At 45.5% G+C, this 17,186-nt stretch carries 13 protein-coding genes; 5 read left to right on the top strand and 8 right to left on the bottom strand.

Annotated features, from left to right (window positions below):
- Positions 1 to 20: 20 nt before the first annotated feature.
- The 4 genes from SWOO_RS10755 to SWOO_RS10740 form a co-directional block, all read right to left on the bottom strand.
- Complete coding sequence (locus tag SWOO_RS10755; protein ID WP_012324731.1) at positions 21 to 1,436, bottom strand: aldehyde dehydrogenase family protein; 1,416 nt, start codon at positions 1,434 to 1,436, stop codon at positions 21 to 23.
- 54 nt (positions 1,437 to 1,490) lie between these two features.
- Positions 1,491 to 2,858: a glutamine synthetase family protein gene (locus SWOO_RS10750; RefSeq protein WP_012324730.1), complete on the bottom strand. Its 1,368-nt coding sequence runs from the start codon at positions 2,856 to 2,858 to the stop codon at positions 1,491 to 1,493.
- A 151-nt stretch (positions 2,859 to 3,009) separates the two neighbouring features.
- Positions 3,010 to 4,470, bottom strand: coding sequence for an ethanolamine permease (eat, locus tag SWOO_RS10745; protein ID WP_012324729.1), 1,461 nt, complete (start codon positions 4,468 to 4,470; stop codon positions 3,010 to 3,012).
- A gap of 175 nt (positions 4,471 to 4,645) precedes the next feature.
- Entirely contained in the window at positions 4,646 to 5,620 is a 975-nt protein-coding gene (locus SWOO_RS10740; RefSeq protein ID WP_012324728.1) for a LysR family transcriptional regulator, read from the bottom strand.
- A gap of 443 nt (positions 5,621 to 6,063) precedes the next feature.
- Here SWOO_RS10740 and SWOO_RS10735 point away from each other — a divergent pair, with 443 nt between their 5' ends.
- The gene (locus tag SWOO_RS10735; protein WP_012324727.1) at positions 6,064 to 7,365 is read left to right on the top strand and encodes an NAD(P)/FAD-dependent oxidoreductase; all 1,302 of its coding nucleotides are present in this window, start codon (positions 6,064 to 6,066) and stop codon (positions 7,363 to 7,365) included.
- A gap of 79 nt (positions 7,366 to 7,444) precedes the next feature.
- On the opposite strand, the gene SWOO_RS10730 is transcribed toward SWOO_RS10735, so the two are convergent.
- From SWOO_RS10730 to SWOO_RS10715, 4 genes are all read right to left on the bottom strand, one after another.
- On the bottom strand, positions 7,445 to 9,379 hold the full coding sequence (locus SWOO_RS10730) for an ATP-dependent DNA helicase (protein WP_012324726.1): 1,935 nt from the start codon (positions 9,377 to 9,379) through the stop codon (positions 7,445 to 7,447).
- 179 nt (positions 9,380 to 9,558) lie between these two features.
- Complete coding sequence (locus tag SWOO_RS10725; protein ID WP_012324725.1) at positions 9,559 to 11,019, bottom strand: glutathione synthase; 1,461 nt, start codon at positions 11,017 to 11,019, stop codon at positions 9,559 to 9,561.
- A gap of 158 nt (positions 11,020 to 11,177) precedes the next feature.
- On the bottom strand, positions 11,178 to 11,384 hold the full coding sequence (locus SWOO_RS10720) for a cold-shock protein (protein WP_012324724.1): 207 nt from the start codon (positions 11,382 to 11,384) through the stop codon (positions 11,178 to 11,180).
- An 81-nt stretch (positions 11,385 to 11,465) separates the two neighbouring features.
- Complete coding sequence (locus SWOO_RS10715; RefSeq protein WP_012324723.1) at positions 11,466 to 12,395, bottom strand: DMT family transporter; 930 nt, start codon at positions 12,393 to 12,395, stop codon at positions 11,466 to 11,468.
- Between the two features lie 147 nt (positions 12,396 to 12,542).
- On the opposite strand from SWOO_RS10715, the gene SWOO_RS10710 reads away from it, so the two are divergent.
- The 4 genes from SWOO_RS10710 (at position 12,543) to hisC (ending at position 17,136) form a co-directional block, all read left to right on the top strand.
- On the top strand, positions 12,543 to 13,406 hold the full coding sequence (locus SWOO_RS10710; RefSeq protein WP_012324722.1) for an AraC family transcriptional regulator: 864 nt from the start codon (positions 12,543 to 12,545) through the stop codon (positions 13,404 to 13,406).
- 482 nt (positions 13,407 to 13,888) lie between these two features.
- Positions 13,889 to 14,788, top strand: coding sequence for an ATP phosphoribosyltransferase (gene hisG / locus SWOO_RS10705; RefSeq protein WP_012324721.1), 900 nt, complete (start codon positions 13,889 to 13,891; stop codon positions 14,786 to 14,788).
- 3 nt (positions 14,789 to 14,791) lie between these two features.
- Positions 14,792 to 16,093: a histidinol dehydrogenase gene (gene hisD / locus SWOO_RS10700; RefSeq protein ID WP_012324720.1), complete on the top strand. Its 1,302-nt coding sequence runs from the start codon at positions 14,792 to 14,794 to the stop codon at positions 16,091 to 16,093.
- Positions 16,090 to 17,136, top strand: a complete 1,047-nt coding sequence (gene hisC, locus SWOO_RS10695) for a histidinol-phosphate transaminase (protein ID WP_012324719.1) — start codon at positions 16,090 to 16,092, stop codon at positions 17,134 to 17,136. The genes hisD and hisC overlap by 4 nt, the downstream gene beginning before the upstream one ends.
- Positions 17,137 to 17,186 lie beyond the last annotated feature (50 nt).

The following is a 17,186-nucleotide window of genomic DNA, read 5'->3' as shown; positions in this document are numbered from 1 at the left end:
TGGATCTAACTATATTGAGGTTAACCATGTTTAATATGAAATGATTTAGGTCGAGTAAGCTGATCAAAACCTAATTGAGAAAGCGTGCAGCCTCGCCCTGATTGTTTCACCCCTGTCCAGGCCAGTGCTGGATCGAGATAGTCACAACGATTAAGGAAAAAAGTCCCTGTCTGCAACTGCTCACCCAATGTAATACCAAGATCTATATCTTGGGTAAAGATACTCGCGGTTAAACCAAAATCACTGTCATTCATAAGTGCAACCGCTTCATCATCATCCATCACCTTCATGATCCCCACGACAGGTCCAAAGGACTCCTGTGTCATCACTTTCATGGTGTGATCGACCTGAGTCAGAATTTGGGGAGCAAGATAGGGAGTACCCGATTGGCTCATGGGAAATAGCGACTCATCGATATGCGCGATGGCGCCCTGCGCCACAGCATCATCTATCTGCTGACGCACAAAATCTGCCGCCGAAGTTCTCACCAAAGGACCTAAGGTAGTATTTGACTCATCTGAACGTCCCAGCTGATATTGCTCAGTTAACGCCACCGCTTTTGCGACAAATTCGTCATAAATGCTGTGATGAAGATAGATACGCTCAATGCCACAACAGGATTGACCTGAATTGAAAAAAGCACCATCAACTAAGGTTTCTACCGCGCTATCAATATCGGCATCTTCGCGAACATAAGCAGGATCTTTTCCTCCTAACTCTAACCCAACACCGATAAAACGTCCGACAGCCGCTTTCTCAACCATCTCTCCGCCAAAAACAGAACCGGTAAACGCCACATAATTTATCTGCTCATTGGCGATAAGCTTGGCGGTATTGTCATGATCCATATGCAGATATTGAAAAACCCCTTGAGGTAACCCAGCGTCTGTAAATGCTTGGTACAGACGCTCCGCGCACAGAGGTGTCTGAGCAGAGTGTTTAAGAATAACGCAATTCCCTGCAAGTAAAGCGGGAATGATGGCATTGATGGCAGTTAAAAAAGGGTAGTTCCACGGAGCGATAACCAGTACCACGCCCAGAGACTCTCGTTTAATATAGCGAGTAAATCCTGATCGCTCTTCAAGAGTGATATCCGCTAACGCTTTCTCACACACCTCAATCATATAATCGCTACGCTCAGCAACACCAGCAAGCTCGCCTGCGCCATAGCGTATCGGTCGCCCCATCATCCAACTTAGCTCACTAGCTATCTCATCTTTATGACTCAGTAGTTGCTCGATGGCTTTTTTACACAGATCCTTACGTTCGCAGAGCTTAGTCTCTTTCCAACTATTTTCGGGCCCCTTATAAGCTAAAGTCCCCTGTTCAACACAGGCTAATACCTGTTGCTCATCGGCAAGCGGACGGCTGACAAACACACTACCATCTATTGGAGAGACAGTGTCTTGCATCATTTCTTGTGAAGGTAGTTCCATAAATCACTTAACTCCAGTACGACAATTTTAGTCAGTTGTTTATGCTTATACTCTTTAGATAATTTCGAAATACCGCGCCATCTCCCAGTCAGTAACATGTTTTCTAAACTCACGCTCCTCCCACTCACGGCTAATCGCGTAGTGTTCAACGAACGCTTCACCAAAGCAGCTGACCGCGGCAGTTGATTGCTTAAACTTCTGCGCTGCATCCCATAAGGTTGCAGGCAGTGCTAATTGCACATCATGAGTCTGCTCATAGGCATTACCTTTGACTTGAGCTTCTGGCTCTAACTCATGCTCTATGCCATAAAGGCCACTAGCGAGCGCAGCAGCTAATGCAAGATAAGGGTTTGCATCAGCAGCACCTAAACGGTACTCCACTCGTTGCGACTTTGCAGAGCCTGGGATCACTCTCAGAGCTGTAGTGCGGTTTTCAACGCCCCATGTCGCATCAGTGGGCGCCCAAAAACCAGGGATCATACGTGAGTAACTATTAATTGTTGGCGCTATCATGCAGAGAAACTCGGGCATTAATTTTTGCTGACCCGCTAAAAAATGCCGCTGTATTTTACTCATTGAGTGGGTCTGACTGGGGTCATAAAACGCCGATGTGCCATCTTTATTCTGCAGCGAGAGGTGTATATGGCCACTTTGGCCTGGATAATCCCCCGACCATTTCGCCATAAAGGTCGCCATCAAATCTCGCTTCTGCGCCAGTACCTTCATAAAGGTTTTAAATAGTGCACCTTTATCGGCAGCCGTTTCTGCACTGTCGACGGCAATGGCCGCTTCAATCACACCTGGCCCTGTTTCTGAGTGGATCCCTTCGATAGGAAAATCCATGGTTTCAGCCATCGACAGGATATCTTGATAAAGATCTGAATGAGCCGAATTGCGGATCATAGAGTATCCAAACCAATCGGGAGTGATGGTCTCGAGATCGCGAAAGTTTTTCTTACGAATAGAGTGCGGTGTTTCATTAAACAGAAAGAACTCATATTCAAGCGCTGCAAACGCGTTAAAGCCCATACTGTCAGCTTTCTCAATCACGCGTCTTAGGGTGCCTCGTGGACAAACCGCTTCCGCTTCCTCGGCAAACTCAGCAATAAATAACAGCATCCCCTCTTCGCCAATTACATCACGGCAAGTATGGGGTAGTATTCGCACTGGTGCATCAGGGTAGCCCGTATGCCAGCCTGTGTATTTAGCATTGTCATAAAGCTGATCTTTAACATCCCAGCCAAGTACCACATCACAAAAAGCAAACCCCTTCTCTAAGGAAGCGATAAACTTAGCTTTTGACATATACTTGCCGCGCATAACGCCATCATTATCAAACACGCCCACCTTCACATGAGTTAACTCTCGCTCATCTATGATGGCAATGGCATCGGCAATACTCTTTACTTCTCTCGCTTCCATATTCCCACTTCCTTATTGTTGTCCGCCAATTCACGGCTCTACGGACAATCTGCTTATTTAATTATCATTTTAGTAACTGGTCGCGATTTTTGGCTGCTGAAGACAGGATAAACGCGAGTATCCAGCAGCCAATTTCCTAAGCTAATGGGTTTTAATTAAGCTCTGACTCCGCAGACGCTATCATGTCAAACTCCTCCTCTGGCGCTGAAGCAACTAATCTATGGCGGCTATATAGCACAAAGTAGGTCACCATAATCAGATAGAAAAGTGCAGACCACATGGCCGCTTGAAGGCTCACTACGAAGGTTGATGCCAGAGCGACCAGTGAAAGAATTAAGGCGATAGAAGATGTCAGCACACCACCAGGTGTTTTATAGGGGCGTTCAAGCTGGGGCTCTTTCTTGCGAAGTAAAATATGTGACAGACTCATCATGGCATAGGAGATCGTCGCCCCAAATACCGCCATGGTGATCATCAAATCCCCTTCGCCTGTTAGCGACAAAAGAAAGCCTAATATTCCCGGTACGATTAACGCCCAAACAGGTACTTTTCGCTGACCAGACAAGGAGAGAAAACGTGGTAGGTATCCCGCTCGAGAAAGAGCAAAAACTTGACGAGAGTAGGCATAGATAATGGAGAAGAAACTGGCAATTAAACCAAACAGACCGACTAAATTAACAAACTTAGCAGCTAAAGAGTCTAAGCCGTAAACAGACTGCAGTGCGCCAACTAGTGGTGCACCGTGGGTTTTCATCGCCTCAGCACCAGCTCCACCAGGAACCAATAGCAGCACTGCGGCCGCAAAGACAATCAATACCAACATGGAGGCGATAATTCCTTTTGGCATATCTTTCGCTGGATCTGTCGCTTCCTCAGCCGCCAATGGCACCCCCTCTACTGCAAGAAACAGCCACATAGCAAAAGGCAATGCAGCCCAGATCCCCATGTAACCTTCAGGTAGAAAACTACTTGAGCCTGCAACGTCTGGATTAGCTGCGATATCGAACAGGTTCGCGGGATCAAAATGAGGCACCATCCCCACCATAAAAACACCGATGGCGATAACCGCTAGCAAGGTTATCCCCATCATAATTCTTAATGCTTCCCCCGCCCCCCAAAGGTGTAGACCAACAAAAACTAAGTAGAAAGCGGCATACACGATAGGGCCATCTATCCCAACAAGTTCATTCACATACCCGCCAATAAAGATGGCGATGGCAGCTGGAGCAATGGCGTATTCAAGTAAAATAGCCGTTCCCGTTAAAAAGCCTCCCCAGGGACCCATAGCACGGCGAGCAAAGCTGTAGCCGCCCCCCGCTGTTGGCAGTGAGGATGACATCTCCGCCAAGCTTAATACTAAGCAGATATACATTAATCCCATCACCAATGTTGCGATTAACATACCGCCAAAGCCGCCAAGTTCGAGGCCGAAATTCCACCCCGCAAAATCACCGGAGATCACATAAGATATCCCCAAACTCGCCAGTAATACCCAACCAGCTACCCCCTTTTTAAGCTGACGTTGACTCATGTACTCATCGGAAACGGCTTCATACTCGATGCTTTTATTTTTTGTTTTAGGTGCACTTTGTTGCTTTGATTCTTGTGACATGACATTTCCCTTTATCTTTGTTTGCGAAATGGCCCGATGCTCGCTTTGAATTAACACCTCATCGAACCTAATAGCCTCCTTGCTAAACGACAACAACAATCATTTGTCCTAACGCTGTAGTATTAATTTTTTTAATACTAGAAAAACGACTCCTATAAACTCAATAGTGGAACGGTTAACCTATATCGATATCTGCCACTAGCCAGGGAAGATCTTTTTCAAGTTCAGGTAGAAAACACTCGGACATGATCTCACAACTGTCTCTGGCCATCTGCTCTGCCAGATCGCTCAGTTCATGGCGACGAGTGACTAAGGTTAAACGTCGCTTAAAACCATAATTGGCAGGGAGTGGCTGGCACTTGACTTGCGCCAAAGGGATACCACTTTGGTACAAACACAAAGGGGTCGTGATGGTCCAGCCCAGACCAGATGCCACCATAGACAGTACAGCAAAGGTATTATCCAACTGTAATCTCATTGCTGGTTTAATGCCAAGACGTCTTAGGTATCGCTCGATACTGGTACCGATTAAGGAATCGTGGGTATAGCGAACAAAATCCAACTCTTGATGTAAACGGTGAATATCGCTTACTAAACTCCCCTCTTTATGCTCCCAACCCACATTCAAGGGGCTGACTAAAACAAAAGGCTCACTCAATATTGGGTAGCGGCTGAGCTCATCACTGTCTTCAAGTGCATCATCAGAGATAATAATATCGACTTGGCGAGACATTAACGCATCGGCATGCATGTGGGAGCGGCCAGTGGACAATGTCCAGTTCTCTGTTCGCTTTTTCACAGCTTCAATCAAGGGCTTGCCTAACGAAGTTGCCAAGGAGTCAACCATAGCGATACGCACTAAGTGAAGTTGCTCAAAAGCCCCTTGGCTAAACACCTTTTGAGTCTGCTCAGCTTGGGAAAGAAGATGACTGGATTGATCAAAAAAATAGCGCCCTGCAATGGTCAGCCCAAGTGGCCGAACAGTGCGATCGAGCAACTCCACCTTGAGGTTTTTTTCTAACATAGACAAGGTCTGGGATACCGAAGATTGGGTCAAGCCTAAACGTCTGGCAGTTTCTGTCATGCTGCCAGTTTGGGCCGCAATGACAAACACCTGCAAACTTTTCAAATCAAAATCAAATGCTCGCACTAGCCCCCCTTTACCTTATTAAAAACATGAGTAAAACAAAAACATAGCATGAATAACACGGTTCCCCAACAAGTTACTTCATAAGTTATTCATCACTTCAATTTTAAACAGATTGGTGAAGATATGACCATCGCCTTTAAACAACAAACTCACATTAACAGTAAGTCTACACAGAGATTAACTTATCGCTACACTAGCTTAATTCTCCAGCAAGCAGCTCAAATTTAGGTAAATATACTGGTGACATAATCAATAATATCAGCCAGTATAAGTATCTCGTTATGTAGTCCTTTCCTCACTAAAAATTTGAATTAGCAGCTTGCTTACTGTTAACCAGATGTCATGTTGGTTAATTCTAGCTAGCACCCTAACGACGGATCACAAGCAGTCGATCCGTGTGATTTATTTAATTTTACCAACATAAGCATTTTACGGAGCAACAGATGAACGCAGCAGGGCCAAGAATTGTTATCATTGGCGGTGGCGCCGGAGGATTAGAGCTAGCCACTCAGCTAGGACACAAGCTGGGGAGAAAAAACCGTGCTCAGATTATCCTTGTCGATAAAAATCGTACCCACATATGGAAACCCCTGCTTCATGAGGTCGCCACTGGCTCACTGGATTCCGATCTCGATGGCGTTGTCTACTCTGCTCATGCTGCAAAACATGGCTACCAATTTCAGCTTGGAACTTTCTGTGGACTCAATGCTGAAACGAAGCAGATCACCATGGCTCCTATTGCCGATGATGCTGGTCATACTATCTTGCCTGAACGTCAGATCTCATACGATAAATTAGTGATAGCTATCGGCAGTGTCAGCAATGATTTCAACACCCCAGGCGTAAAAGAGAACTGCTTCTTCCTCGACTCCCACCAGCAGGCAAATCGTTTTCACGATGCCCTACTGGACTGCTTTACCCGAGTCCACCAGTCAGAATCTATTAACCAGCTCAACATCGCCATCGTTGGCGGCGGTGCAACAGGAGTTGAGCTTTCAGCAGAGCTTTACCATGTCACCGAGATGTTGAAAATCTATGGCTTAAGCAAGATGACAGCTGAAAAACTCAATATCCACCTTATTGAAGCTGGCCCTCGTATTCTCCCTGCACTGCCTGAGCGTATTGCAGGCTCTGCCAGACGTGAGTTGACTAAGCTGGGTGTCAATGTGATGGAAAACACCCGCATCAGCGAAGCCACAGCTCAAGGGTTTGTCACCTCTGAAGGAGAGGTGATTGAAGCCAACTTGATGCTATGGGCCGCAGGAGTGAAAGCGCCAGACTTTATCAAGTCGATTGAACTGTTTGAGCTAAACCGCGCCAATCAGATCATGGTCAAACCTAGCCTACTTAGCACTGTCGATGAGGCTATCTATGTGATCGGGGATTGTTGTGCTTGCCAACAAGCCGATGGCAGCTTTGTTCCACCACGTGCACAGTCGGCGCACCAAATGGCTGAATGTGTAGAGAAAAACATTATTAACGAGCTCAACGGTGAACCAAGAGAAGCTTACACCTATGTGGATCATGGTTCACTGGTTAATCTCTCACGTTTCAGTACTGTGGGCAGCTTGATGGGTAACTTGACTAAGAACAGCATGTTCATTGAGGGCAGAATTGCTCGTCTAGTTTATATCTCTTTGTACCGCATGCACCAAAGAGCCATACACGGCAGCGTTAAAACCCTCGGACTCTGGTTTGCCGAGAAAGTAATGCGCGTTGTCAGACCGAGAATGAAGCTGCACTAATGCCAAGCTCAATCGTTGAACTCAATAGCGAGTCCAATGAAATAAAAGAGGGCGAGATTATTAATCTCGCCCTCTTTTATTATTTTATCTTTTCTAAAAAATTGACAACCTGGTCCATATCCCGAGTACGTTTCATCGGTGGAAGTGAGTTAAGAAATGCCTGTCCGTAGGGGCGATTAACAATGCGGTTATCACACAAGATTAATACTCCCTTATCCTTTTCATCTCGAATTAAACGGCCAACCCCTTGATTAAGTGAGATCACCGCTTGTGGCAAAGAGAGTGTGGCAAAGGGGTCTTTGCCATCACGGGAGATACTGTCGGCGCGCGCACGGTATAAGCTATCATCCGGTGACACAAATGGCAGTTTGTCGATAATCACGCAGCTTAACAATCTGCCACGCATATCAACCCCCTCCCAAAATGCACCAGTACCAAGCAGTACCGCGTTACCTAATTGACGAAACTTCTTCAGCAGACTCTGCTTACCAGCCTGACCCTGTACCAATAATGGATATTGCACCCTACTGCTCAGTACTGTCGCGACCGCGTTCATCATTCTATGACTGGTAAAGAGAATAAATGTCCGCCCTTGAGCCGCATTAATCGCTTTGGTTGCTACCGCGACGAGATCCCTGACCGCAGCATCATGATAACTGACCCGCGAAAGATGGCGAGGCACACATAAAAGTGCATTATTAAAATAATCAAAGGGACTGTCTAAGATCATCTTTTTCGCACTGTCTATGCCTAAATCTTTAGTAAATAAACTTAAATCACGATTGATCTGTAAGGTTGCAGAGGTAAATATCCACGCCGTTTTAGGGTCAAATAACTGCTCGCACTCACGGGAAACATGAATTGGCGCGATTCTTAATGTCAAATAGCGATGGCCATAATCTATGTTGTATGCCGCTTGTTCATTGTCACAAAGCAAAAATTGATTCAGTTTGTGAATATAACCATTAAGCTTTTCAACCGCGCTGTCCAGATCATCACTGCGCCCAAGATGCCCAATAAGCAGGTTTTCCAAAGCCTTAAATTCAGCGATTAACTCCCAAGAGGAAGCAGCAATCTGCTGCTCTCCCATCAAGCGTCGCCAGTCAGTTTCATCATATTCAAACAGCTGTTGATGCCAATCATTAAAAAAACGAATACAGCGAGAGGTCAGTGTCTCTATCTGGGCAGAATCCCTAAGCTCATTGCGGTAGATATTGATAATCTCATTGAGCAGCTCACTGAAGCTGCGGGTGGAGAGTTGCTGACCGAAATAGGTCACAGCAATATCTGGTAGCAGATGTGCCTCATCGAAAATCACCACATCCGACTCTGGTAATAACTCGGCAAATCCAGTCTCTTTTAATACCCTGTCAGCAAAGAAAAGGTGGTGGTTGACCACAATCACCTTGGCATCCATCGCTTTACTGCGCGCTTTTCGGGTATAACACACCTCATAGTGAGCACACTTTTTACCGGAGCAAACCTCGCGCCGGCTGGCAATTAAGGGCAGCGCATCGGAGGTCTCTGACACAGATGTCAGCCCACCTAAATCCCCATCACTGGTTTGCCCCGCCCACTGATTAATTCTAAGTAGATCATCAAGTACTTTCGTGTCTAGAGAATCACAGGCCTGCAGCTGTTTCTCTAATAGCTCTTGGCACAAATAGTTGTTGCGCCCTTTGAGCAACGCCACCTTAGGGGTCAATTTCAGCAATGAAAGAAGTGTAGGAAGATCTTTATAAAATAGCTGCTCTTGAAGGTTTTTACTGCCAGTACTGACGATGATCTGCTGACCACTAAGTAGCGCAGGAATAAGGTAAGCGAAAGTTTTGCCCACACCAGTGCCCGCTTCCACCACTAAATTGTGCTGCTCAGCTATCGCTTCACACACAGCAGACGCCATCGAAATCTGTACCTCACGAGCACTATAGCCTTGAACATGGCTCGCTAGAGCTCCATCGGCACTAAATGCATCCAGAGTCGCTTTGGTTAATTTTTGCGTTAGGGCCTTCACAGGGAGATCTCAGGTGGGAAATTCATTTGTCATTTCAGGAGTTAATTGAATCAATAAGTTTAGCGCTATTGCATAGAGCACAATAGCAGATCCTGAATGTGGATTCTATTTAATACCCAAATCACTTTAAAGATGCAGGCCTCAACTCTTGAGGTCGTTTAGGTACAGCACTTAGTCCGTTAATCAGTTAATGTGATCGAGTCTAAGATACCTTGACCACTGTGAATACCACCTTCATTCTCTTTGGCAGGTTTACTTCGCACTAGATAGCCTACAAGTCCCTCAGAGCCAGCCACAGGCTTACCATTAAAATAAGCAGTAAACAGCCCTATTTCGCTGATTAAATCATCTATTTTTGTGATCTCTCCATCGCGCACAGCAAGCGTTGGACGCTCTCGTTCATGGGGAAATAACCTTTGCATCAACGCCCAAGCTCCATACTCTTCGGGCTTTAGTTGACTTAAGCGTTCAGTTATCTCTTCACCAAAAACACAGTGACCACCACCCTCTCCTTGATTTTTCAGCACCCAAGCCGTTTTATCTGCACGGCTTGAGAACCAGTCGATAGTCTCTTTGTTCACAGGTAACATCTCAGCCAACACGCTTTTTATTAAGCGCACCTCTTCAAGGGTGAACCCCCAACGAGAAAACTCCTGTTCTGGCATCATGGTCAAGATCATCTGCATGGTTTTGCTGGTTGCAAGTTGCTGACTTATCGTCGCGTTAAGCGCAACATTATGTTGCTCGATAAAAGCACGTGTCTGGCTCAAGGTTTGGCAACAGATATCTTCACCCAGCGCAGGGGCAAAATAATCGATATGCTGGTAGCCTGCACGTAAATAAACCAGATCAATAGCCCCTATACCTTTAAGCATTAATCTTTTGTTTTCCCCTGTGTACAACTCAGAGGCTAGCTGATCAAAGGTTCGTCTTAATGTTCTCACCCCTAAACCTTGCAGCGCCACTTCAAGCAGATGTTGATCGTAAACATTATCCTCTCCTCTTTGCACTACCATCAAGAAAGTCGGCTGGCCGCTTACATCAAACTCAGCCTTTACCTTATGTGCCCCATGAGCAATGCCCTCGGCTAACTGCTCAAGACAAAAGTTATCGGCGACATAGCTTGCGGGATCTTCAACCCAATCAGTATAAACCTCGGGCCACTGGTTTTTCATAAACTGATGCAGCTGAGTAATACGCTGGCCAAATGGCCCCATTCCAGCTGCGATGCCATTAAACTCAATCACTTTGGCTCCCTGCTGACGATCGTCCATGTAATCCGTTCGCATCAATAACAGAGGCTGTCTCGCGGGGAAGGTTTGCTCACCATCAACTCCATGGATCTCTTTATGAATTGCCATCAAGCGTTCAAAAAATTGATCTGCCTTTGCCATTTCGGTTAATGAGGATTGGAGAAATAGATGATCCTCTGAGACTCTAGAGATCAACTTGGTAAGTAGAGGCGTTACTTTCATAATATGTTGAAAAACATTATGTTTCATTGTCATCGGTGCAATACTAAAAGGACAATGTCTTGCGGTTCCATCACTATTTTTAAACGCTACGCCATGCATGATTGACCATTCACAGGCCTCTTCAATGACCTGTTTATCGATAAGCGGTTTATCTGCACTCGACATAATGGTATCTCTATTTTAGTAAAATCAATATTTCGATTAAACCAGAATAATGAAATCATATCAAGAACGAAATCCCCCAAAGCCAGAAGATAGATATAACAAAGCCAGTGAACTTCACTGGCTTATCATTGTGCTGACTATTGTACTGACTAAATAGATTAGCCAGGGATCACATTGGTTGCGCATGGTCCCTTCTGTCCTTCCCCGACATCAAACTCAACCGATTGACCATCATTCAAGGTTGCGTATCCGCCGCCACTTCTGATCTCTGAGTGATGAACAAACAGATCCTTTCCACCATCTTCCGGTGTAATAAACCCGTAACCCTTATCCGCATTGAACCACTTAACTGTACCTTTACTCATACTGTGCTCTTTAGTTTAAAATGTTGATTTATCGCAGTGTCCTGCATTGGCAGTATAGTGCAAAAAAACAACCAAAACCTATTAACTGGAGATTTTGTCTACCCTCCTTTCTCTGCGGACAAAACCATAAAGATAAGCCAATATTGAGGGCTTTATTTGTGTGATCAAATTTCCCGATATAACGCAAACAAGCCCCAAACTCGAATAAAGTGTCCAGCGGTAACCTTCAAGGAAACTTGAGGTGATTAAAGCAACGATGGGCGTGATAAGCAGCAGATAAGCCGCCTGATTCGCACCTAATCTATCCACCAGCATCAGATAAACCGTAAAACCAATCACAGATGCTGGAATGGCAAGATAGGCCAAGCTAACAAGATATCTAGTGCTCGTCTCTACCTCCAAGCTAAATCCTTTAAGAGTGATGATAATCAGCAGCACAACACAGCCATATGCCATGGCATAACTGGTCGCGGTATAGGGCTGGATCTGACTTTGGCTGTTATAGATACTGATCATATTTCCTATCGAGAAACACCAAGTACCCAGTAGGGAAAAAAGTAAACCATAGAGCAGCTCTGGTGACCACTGGGCATCTATTAAATCACCGCCAAACAGTAACAAGATACCACTCAAGCCGACAAAGACTCCTAAACCAAAATTGCGTTTAATAGGCGTGTTGAAGATTAACTTGCCGTGTAGTGCATTAAACAGCGGTGCTGTCGACATCACCACTGCGGTCAAACCGCTGGCAATATAGTGGGTCGCACTGTAAAACGCCATAAAGTTAATACTGAATAAACAGAGTCCTTGAAGGGCAAAAAATAGATGTTGCCTTCTATTCGTTGCTTGCAATTTTTTAAACACAATACCTAACGCAAACATCAAGGCTGCAGCGATAGCAAAGCGGTAAAATATGGAGACCTCAGTGGGTACCTCCCCCTGCTGCCACTTAATCGCAATCCATGAAAATCCCCAAACAAAAATCATCACTCCATACAGAACTGCCGTCACCATTCACTCCCATCTATCAGGTAATAGACTCAGTGTCTCGCACACTGACGCCACTTTCTGTCACGATAGCGGGAGAAATAACACGATATTGCGGTTTAATATTGCCCCTTGATTGAGAGTTACAATTCCAAACGTTACTATTTAACCATGAGCGAAAATCATAACAAGCACATCAGTTTTAATGATTCACACAAAATCTGTTTCCGCCAACATGCGTTAACGGAGTACCTCAGCTGGGCTCATTATCAAAACAGCGAGGAACGTTTGTTCTACATCAATGATAAACAGCACACCTTAAGCATGTATTTGAGTGGGGGTTATGAAACTCACAGAACTGATATTCAAGCAGATTTTGGTGGGCCAGGTCGATTCAGCTTAATGCCTAAAGACAGTGAAAGCCGCTGGCAACTTGGCATACCACAGCAATTTATGCACCTCTACTTTGATGATAACTACCTTAAACAGCTCGCTCTGAAAGTCTTCGATATGGACCCTAGAACCATAGAGGTTCCTGAGCTTACCTTCTTTGAAAACCCAGGCTTGGAATCACTGTTTAGATATCAAATAGCCAATATAGGCTGGCACAGCCAAAGTCACCTTGCTCTGGAGCAGATAACTAACACAGTACTGGTGTCCATGTTGCAGAGCAGCGGGCTGACAAAGTCCTTAAATCGAGTAAAGGGCGGACTTGCTCCCCATATTGCAAGATTAATCAGTGACTACATGCATCAACATTTTCACCGTCAGATCTATCTTTGTGAGCTGGCCGATTTAGCTCAGCTTAGTGAGTATCATTTCTGCCGCATGTTTAAAGAGAGTTTTGCACGCACGCCACAAGAATACTTAACCTATATCCGAATAGAACAGGTTAAACACCGACTTAAAACAAGCGCACAGAGCTTGTCAGATATCGCCCTTGACTGTGGCTTTGCAAATCAGAGCCATATGGGAAGGTACTTCAAAAAACAGTTTGGGATCACGCCCAGAGCATTTCAGAAAAGCCAACTCTAACCCAGACATAGTTCCAAGTAGTTTGTTTCGACAGCAGAACAATTGTGAAACAGACTTAATCATCTAACTTATACTTGAAGAGTATTCATCATTATCAATTAGCTATTGCAATCATTTCTGAAAGTGTTTAGTTTAAATATATCGACTGGCAAAGATACTGTCGCGATTGATTAGATATTCATATAATTTGGATATCCATTTTATAAAAGAGTCACCAGACTCCCTATTTACTCGATGAGATAGAGACAAGATTATGATAAAGCTTCTGAACACTGTGCATCATCACCACCATATGCGGTAGCCTTCGGAAGCTCACTGCCGAAGGAGACTATCCTTCTGGCGGTTGATTCAAGAATATCAAAACCCCTGGAAGGAATTCCGGGGGTTTTTCGTTTTAGCTTATCTGGCTGATAAATAAAGATTTAATATTGGCCAGCAACAAATTTAAACAGATATTTGAATCAACTTATAGGAATAACATCATGTCAGAGTCAAACAGATTACGCATTGCCATTCAGAAATCAGGCCGCCTCTCGAAAGAGTCGATGAAGCTACTAAGAAGTTGTGGCGTTAAATTCAACATCAATGAACAACGACTTATCGCCCACTCTGATAACTTGCCAATCGATCTCTTACGTGTACGTGACGATGATATTCCTGGTTTAGTCATGGACGGTGTGGTCGATCTTGGGATCATAGGTGAAAATGTGCTCGAAGAGGAGCAGATTGAACGCGAACGTCTTGATAAACCAGCAAGTTGCATTAAGTTACGTGAGCTCGACTTCGGTGCATGTCGTCTATCATTAGCGGTACCCAACGAGTTTAATTATGAAGATGCCAGCTCCCTCGAAGGCCTTCGTATCGCCACCTCCTACCCAAACCTGTTGCGTCGCTATATGCAGAGAAAAGGGATCACCTACAATGACTGTATGCTCAAAGGCTCAGTAGAGGTCGCCCCACGTGCAGGACTGGCCGATGGCATTTGTGATCTGGTCTCTACAGGCGCCACGTTAGAGGCCAATGGCCTTTATGAAACTGAAGTCATCTACCGCTCTAATGCCTGTATCATCCAATCCTCTGAAGTTCAGCTACCCGCAAAGCAAGCCCTTATCGAAAAAATCTTGTCTCGTATTAATGGTGTTGTTCGCGCTAAAGAGAGCAAATATATCTTGCTACACGCACCGACAGAGACACTAGAGCAGATTGTAGCCCTGCTCCCTGGCGCTGAAAATCCAACAGTGTTGCCTCTAAACGATGATACCAATCGTGTTGCTATCCACGCTGTCAGCACCGAAGATCTCTTCTGGGATACCATGGAGGAGCTAACAAAACTCGGTGCCAGTTCAATCCTAGTGATGCCGATTGAAAAGATGATGGGGTAGCAGATGGAGATCTTCAACTGGTCACAGCTCACGCAGAGTGAACAACAAGCTGCACTCGCTCGCTCCCCATTAGTTGGCGATGCCGATATGGAACAGAATGTACTCGATATCATCAATCGCGTACAAGCAGATAAAGACGCTGCATTGGCTGACTTTAACCTCAAGTTTGATGGGATAAAGACTCAGAGCTTAAAGCTCTGCGTGGATGAGATAGAAGCAGCGTCATCACGTGTCAGCAGTGAAATTAAGCAGGCTATCACTCAGGCCATCACCAACATTAATGCATTTCACAAGGCGCAAGCATTCACGCCAGTTGAAGTTGAAACTCAAGCAGGGGTTCGCTGCGAATTGCGCTCAGAAGCGATTGAAAAAGTCGGCCTCTATATTCCTGGTGGCAGCGCACCGTTAATATCTACCGTGCTTATGCTCGCTCTTCCAGCACAAATCGCTGGATGCCAGCAGCGAGTATTAGTGTCACCTCCCCCTATAGATGACGCCATTATCTATGCAGCACAAGAGTGTGGGATCACAGATATCTTTCAGGTAGGCGGTGCACAAGCCATTGCAGCAATGGCCTTTGGCACCGAAACTATCCCTGCCGTTGATAAGATTTTTGGCCCAGGAAATCGCTATGTTACCGAAGCAAAGCGACTTGTTTCCCAAGACAGCCGTTGCGTGGTGAGTATTGATATGCCAGCTGGCCCCTCTGAAGTGCTTGTCATTGCCGATAGCGATGCAAACCCAGACTTTATTGCCGCGGATCTACTGTCACAAGCCGAGCACGGCCCAGACTCGCAAGTGATGTTAGTTACCGATTCACTATTATTGTCAGAGCAGGTTAATGCTTCGCTTAAGCAGCAATTAGCACAACTGAGCCGTTGGGAGATAGCCGTCACCGCATTGAGTGCCAGTCGTATCTTACTGGTTAGCAATATGGATGAAGCGGTTCAGGTTTCTAACCGTTATGGGCCTGAGCACTTAATTATTCAGACTCAGGCCCCACGTGAACTACTGAATAAGGTTCGCGCTGCTGGCTCAGTCTTTCTAGGCGCTTACACACCAGAGTCTGTAGGAGATTACGCCAGTGGCACCAACCATGTCTTACCGACCTATGGTTACAGCCGGGCCGTCTCTAGCCTCTCACTTGCAGACTTCTCTCGCCGCTTCACCGTACAGGAGTTAAGCGCTGACGGGCTGCAAGGATTAGGTCAAACGGTCATGACTCTCGCAGCAGCCGAGCAACTCGATGCCCACAAAAATGCCATCGCCATTCGTTTAGCATCATTAGCTGGAGAGAACTTATGAGTAATATCAAACAGCGCCCTCTTGCTCAACGCCTTGCCAGACCTGAACTGCTGGAGCTTGAAGTCTATCAATCGGCAAGGCGGATCGGTGGGCGCGGTGATATCTGGATCAATGCTAACGAGTCTCCTTTTAATAACTCAGAGCTGGCAAGCCTAAATCGCTACCCTGAGTGTCAACCACCTGAGCTTATCTCGGCCTATAGCCGTTACTCAGGAGTGAGTGAACAGAACATCATCACCGGCCGCGGCGCCGATGAAGCCATTGAACTGCTCATTCGTACCTTCTGTATTCCTGGCATCGATTCAATTGCCAGTTTTGGGCCAACCTACGGCATGTATGCCATTAGTGCCAAGACGTTCAATGTTGGTGTAAAAAGCTTAAGTTTGACCGCTGATTATCAACTGCCAAAGGATATCGTTAACCAAACACAAGGTGCAAAACTGGTATTTATCTGCAACCCCAATAACCCCACAGGCACTGTTATTGATGTAGAGAATATCGAGCAAGTACTCACAAAACTGCCCGAAAGTATTGTGGTTGTCGATGAAGCATATATTGAGTTTTGCCCTGAGTATAGCGTTGCTCACCTTATTGAAAAGTATGATAACTTAGTTGTATTAAGAACCCTCTCCAAGGCATTTTCACTCGCAGGTGCACGCTGTGGTTTTTTGATGGCTAACCCATATATTTGCGACATGGTGATGCGGGTTATTGCGCCCTATCCGGTGCCGCTTCCCGTATCACAGTTAGCAACAGCGGCCTTAAGTGATTCAGGTATTAAGCTGATGAGACAGCAGGTCAAGAGTCTAAAAAGCTGCGGCGCACGATTAAGCGATACACTGCAAAGCATTGGCGCCAAGGTACTCCCCGCTAACGGTAACTTTGTCTTAGCCAAGTTTCAAACATCGACGGTGAGCGAGAAACTACACTCCGCGGGGATTGTCGCAAGAGCTTATAACGATCCCAAACTGGCTAACTGCATCCGCTTTAGCTTCAGTAATCAAAGTGATACGGATGCAATAATTAACATATTAAACCAATGAGTTATTGACTAGATACGCTAACAATAATGATAAGTATTAAATAGATTTAA

Source organism: Shewanella woodyi ATCC 51908 (genome assembly GCF_000019525.1).
GTDB classification, from domain to species: Bacteria; Pseudomonadota; Gammaproteobacteria; order Enterobacterales; family Shewanellaceae; genus Shewanella; species Shewanella woodyi.
The sequence above is the reverse complement of the archived record's forward strand: the minus strand, read 5'-3'. Positions and strand labels throughout refer to the sequence as shown.

Coding starts and splice junctions, on each gene's coding strand:
- SWOO_RS10755 (WP_012324731.1), bottom strand. CDS start 1,436: ATGGAACTACCTTCACAAGAAATGATGCAAGACACTGTCTCTCCAATA.
- SWOO_RS10750 (WP_012324730.1), bottom strand. CDS start 2,858: ATGGAAGCGAGAGAAGTAAAGAGTATTGCCGATGCCATTGCCATCATA.
- eat (WP_012324729.1), bottom strand. CDS start 4,470: ATGTCACAAGAATCAAAGCAACAAAGTGCACCTAAAACAAAAAATAAA.
- SWOO_RS10735 (WP_012324727.1), top strand. CDS start 6,064: ATGAACGCAGCAGGGCCAAGAATTGTTATCATTGGCGGTGGCGCCGGA.
- SWOO_RS10725 (WP_012324725.1), bottom strand. CDS start 11,019: ATGTCGAGTGCAGATAAACCGCTTATCGATAAACAGGTCATTGAAGAG.
- SWOO_RS10720 (WP_012324724.1), bottom strand. CDS start 11,384: ATGAGTAAAGGTACAGTTAAGTGGTTCAATGCGGATAAGGGTTACGGG.
- SWOO_RS10710 (WP_012324722.1), top strand. CDS start 12,543: ATGAGCGAAAATCATAACAAGCACATCAGTTTTAATGATTCACACAAA.
- hisG (WP_012324721.1), top strand. CDS start 13,889: ATGTCAGAGTCAAACAGATTACGCATTGCCATTCAGAAATCAGGCCGC.
- hisD (WP_012324720.1), top strand. CDS start 14,792: ATGGAGATCTTCAACTGGTCACAGCTCACGCAGAGTGAACAACAAGCT.
- hisC (WP_012324719.1), top strand. CDS start 16,090: ATGAGTAATATCAAACAGCGCCCTCTTGCTCAACGCCTTGCCAGACCT.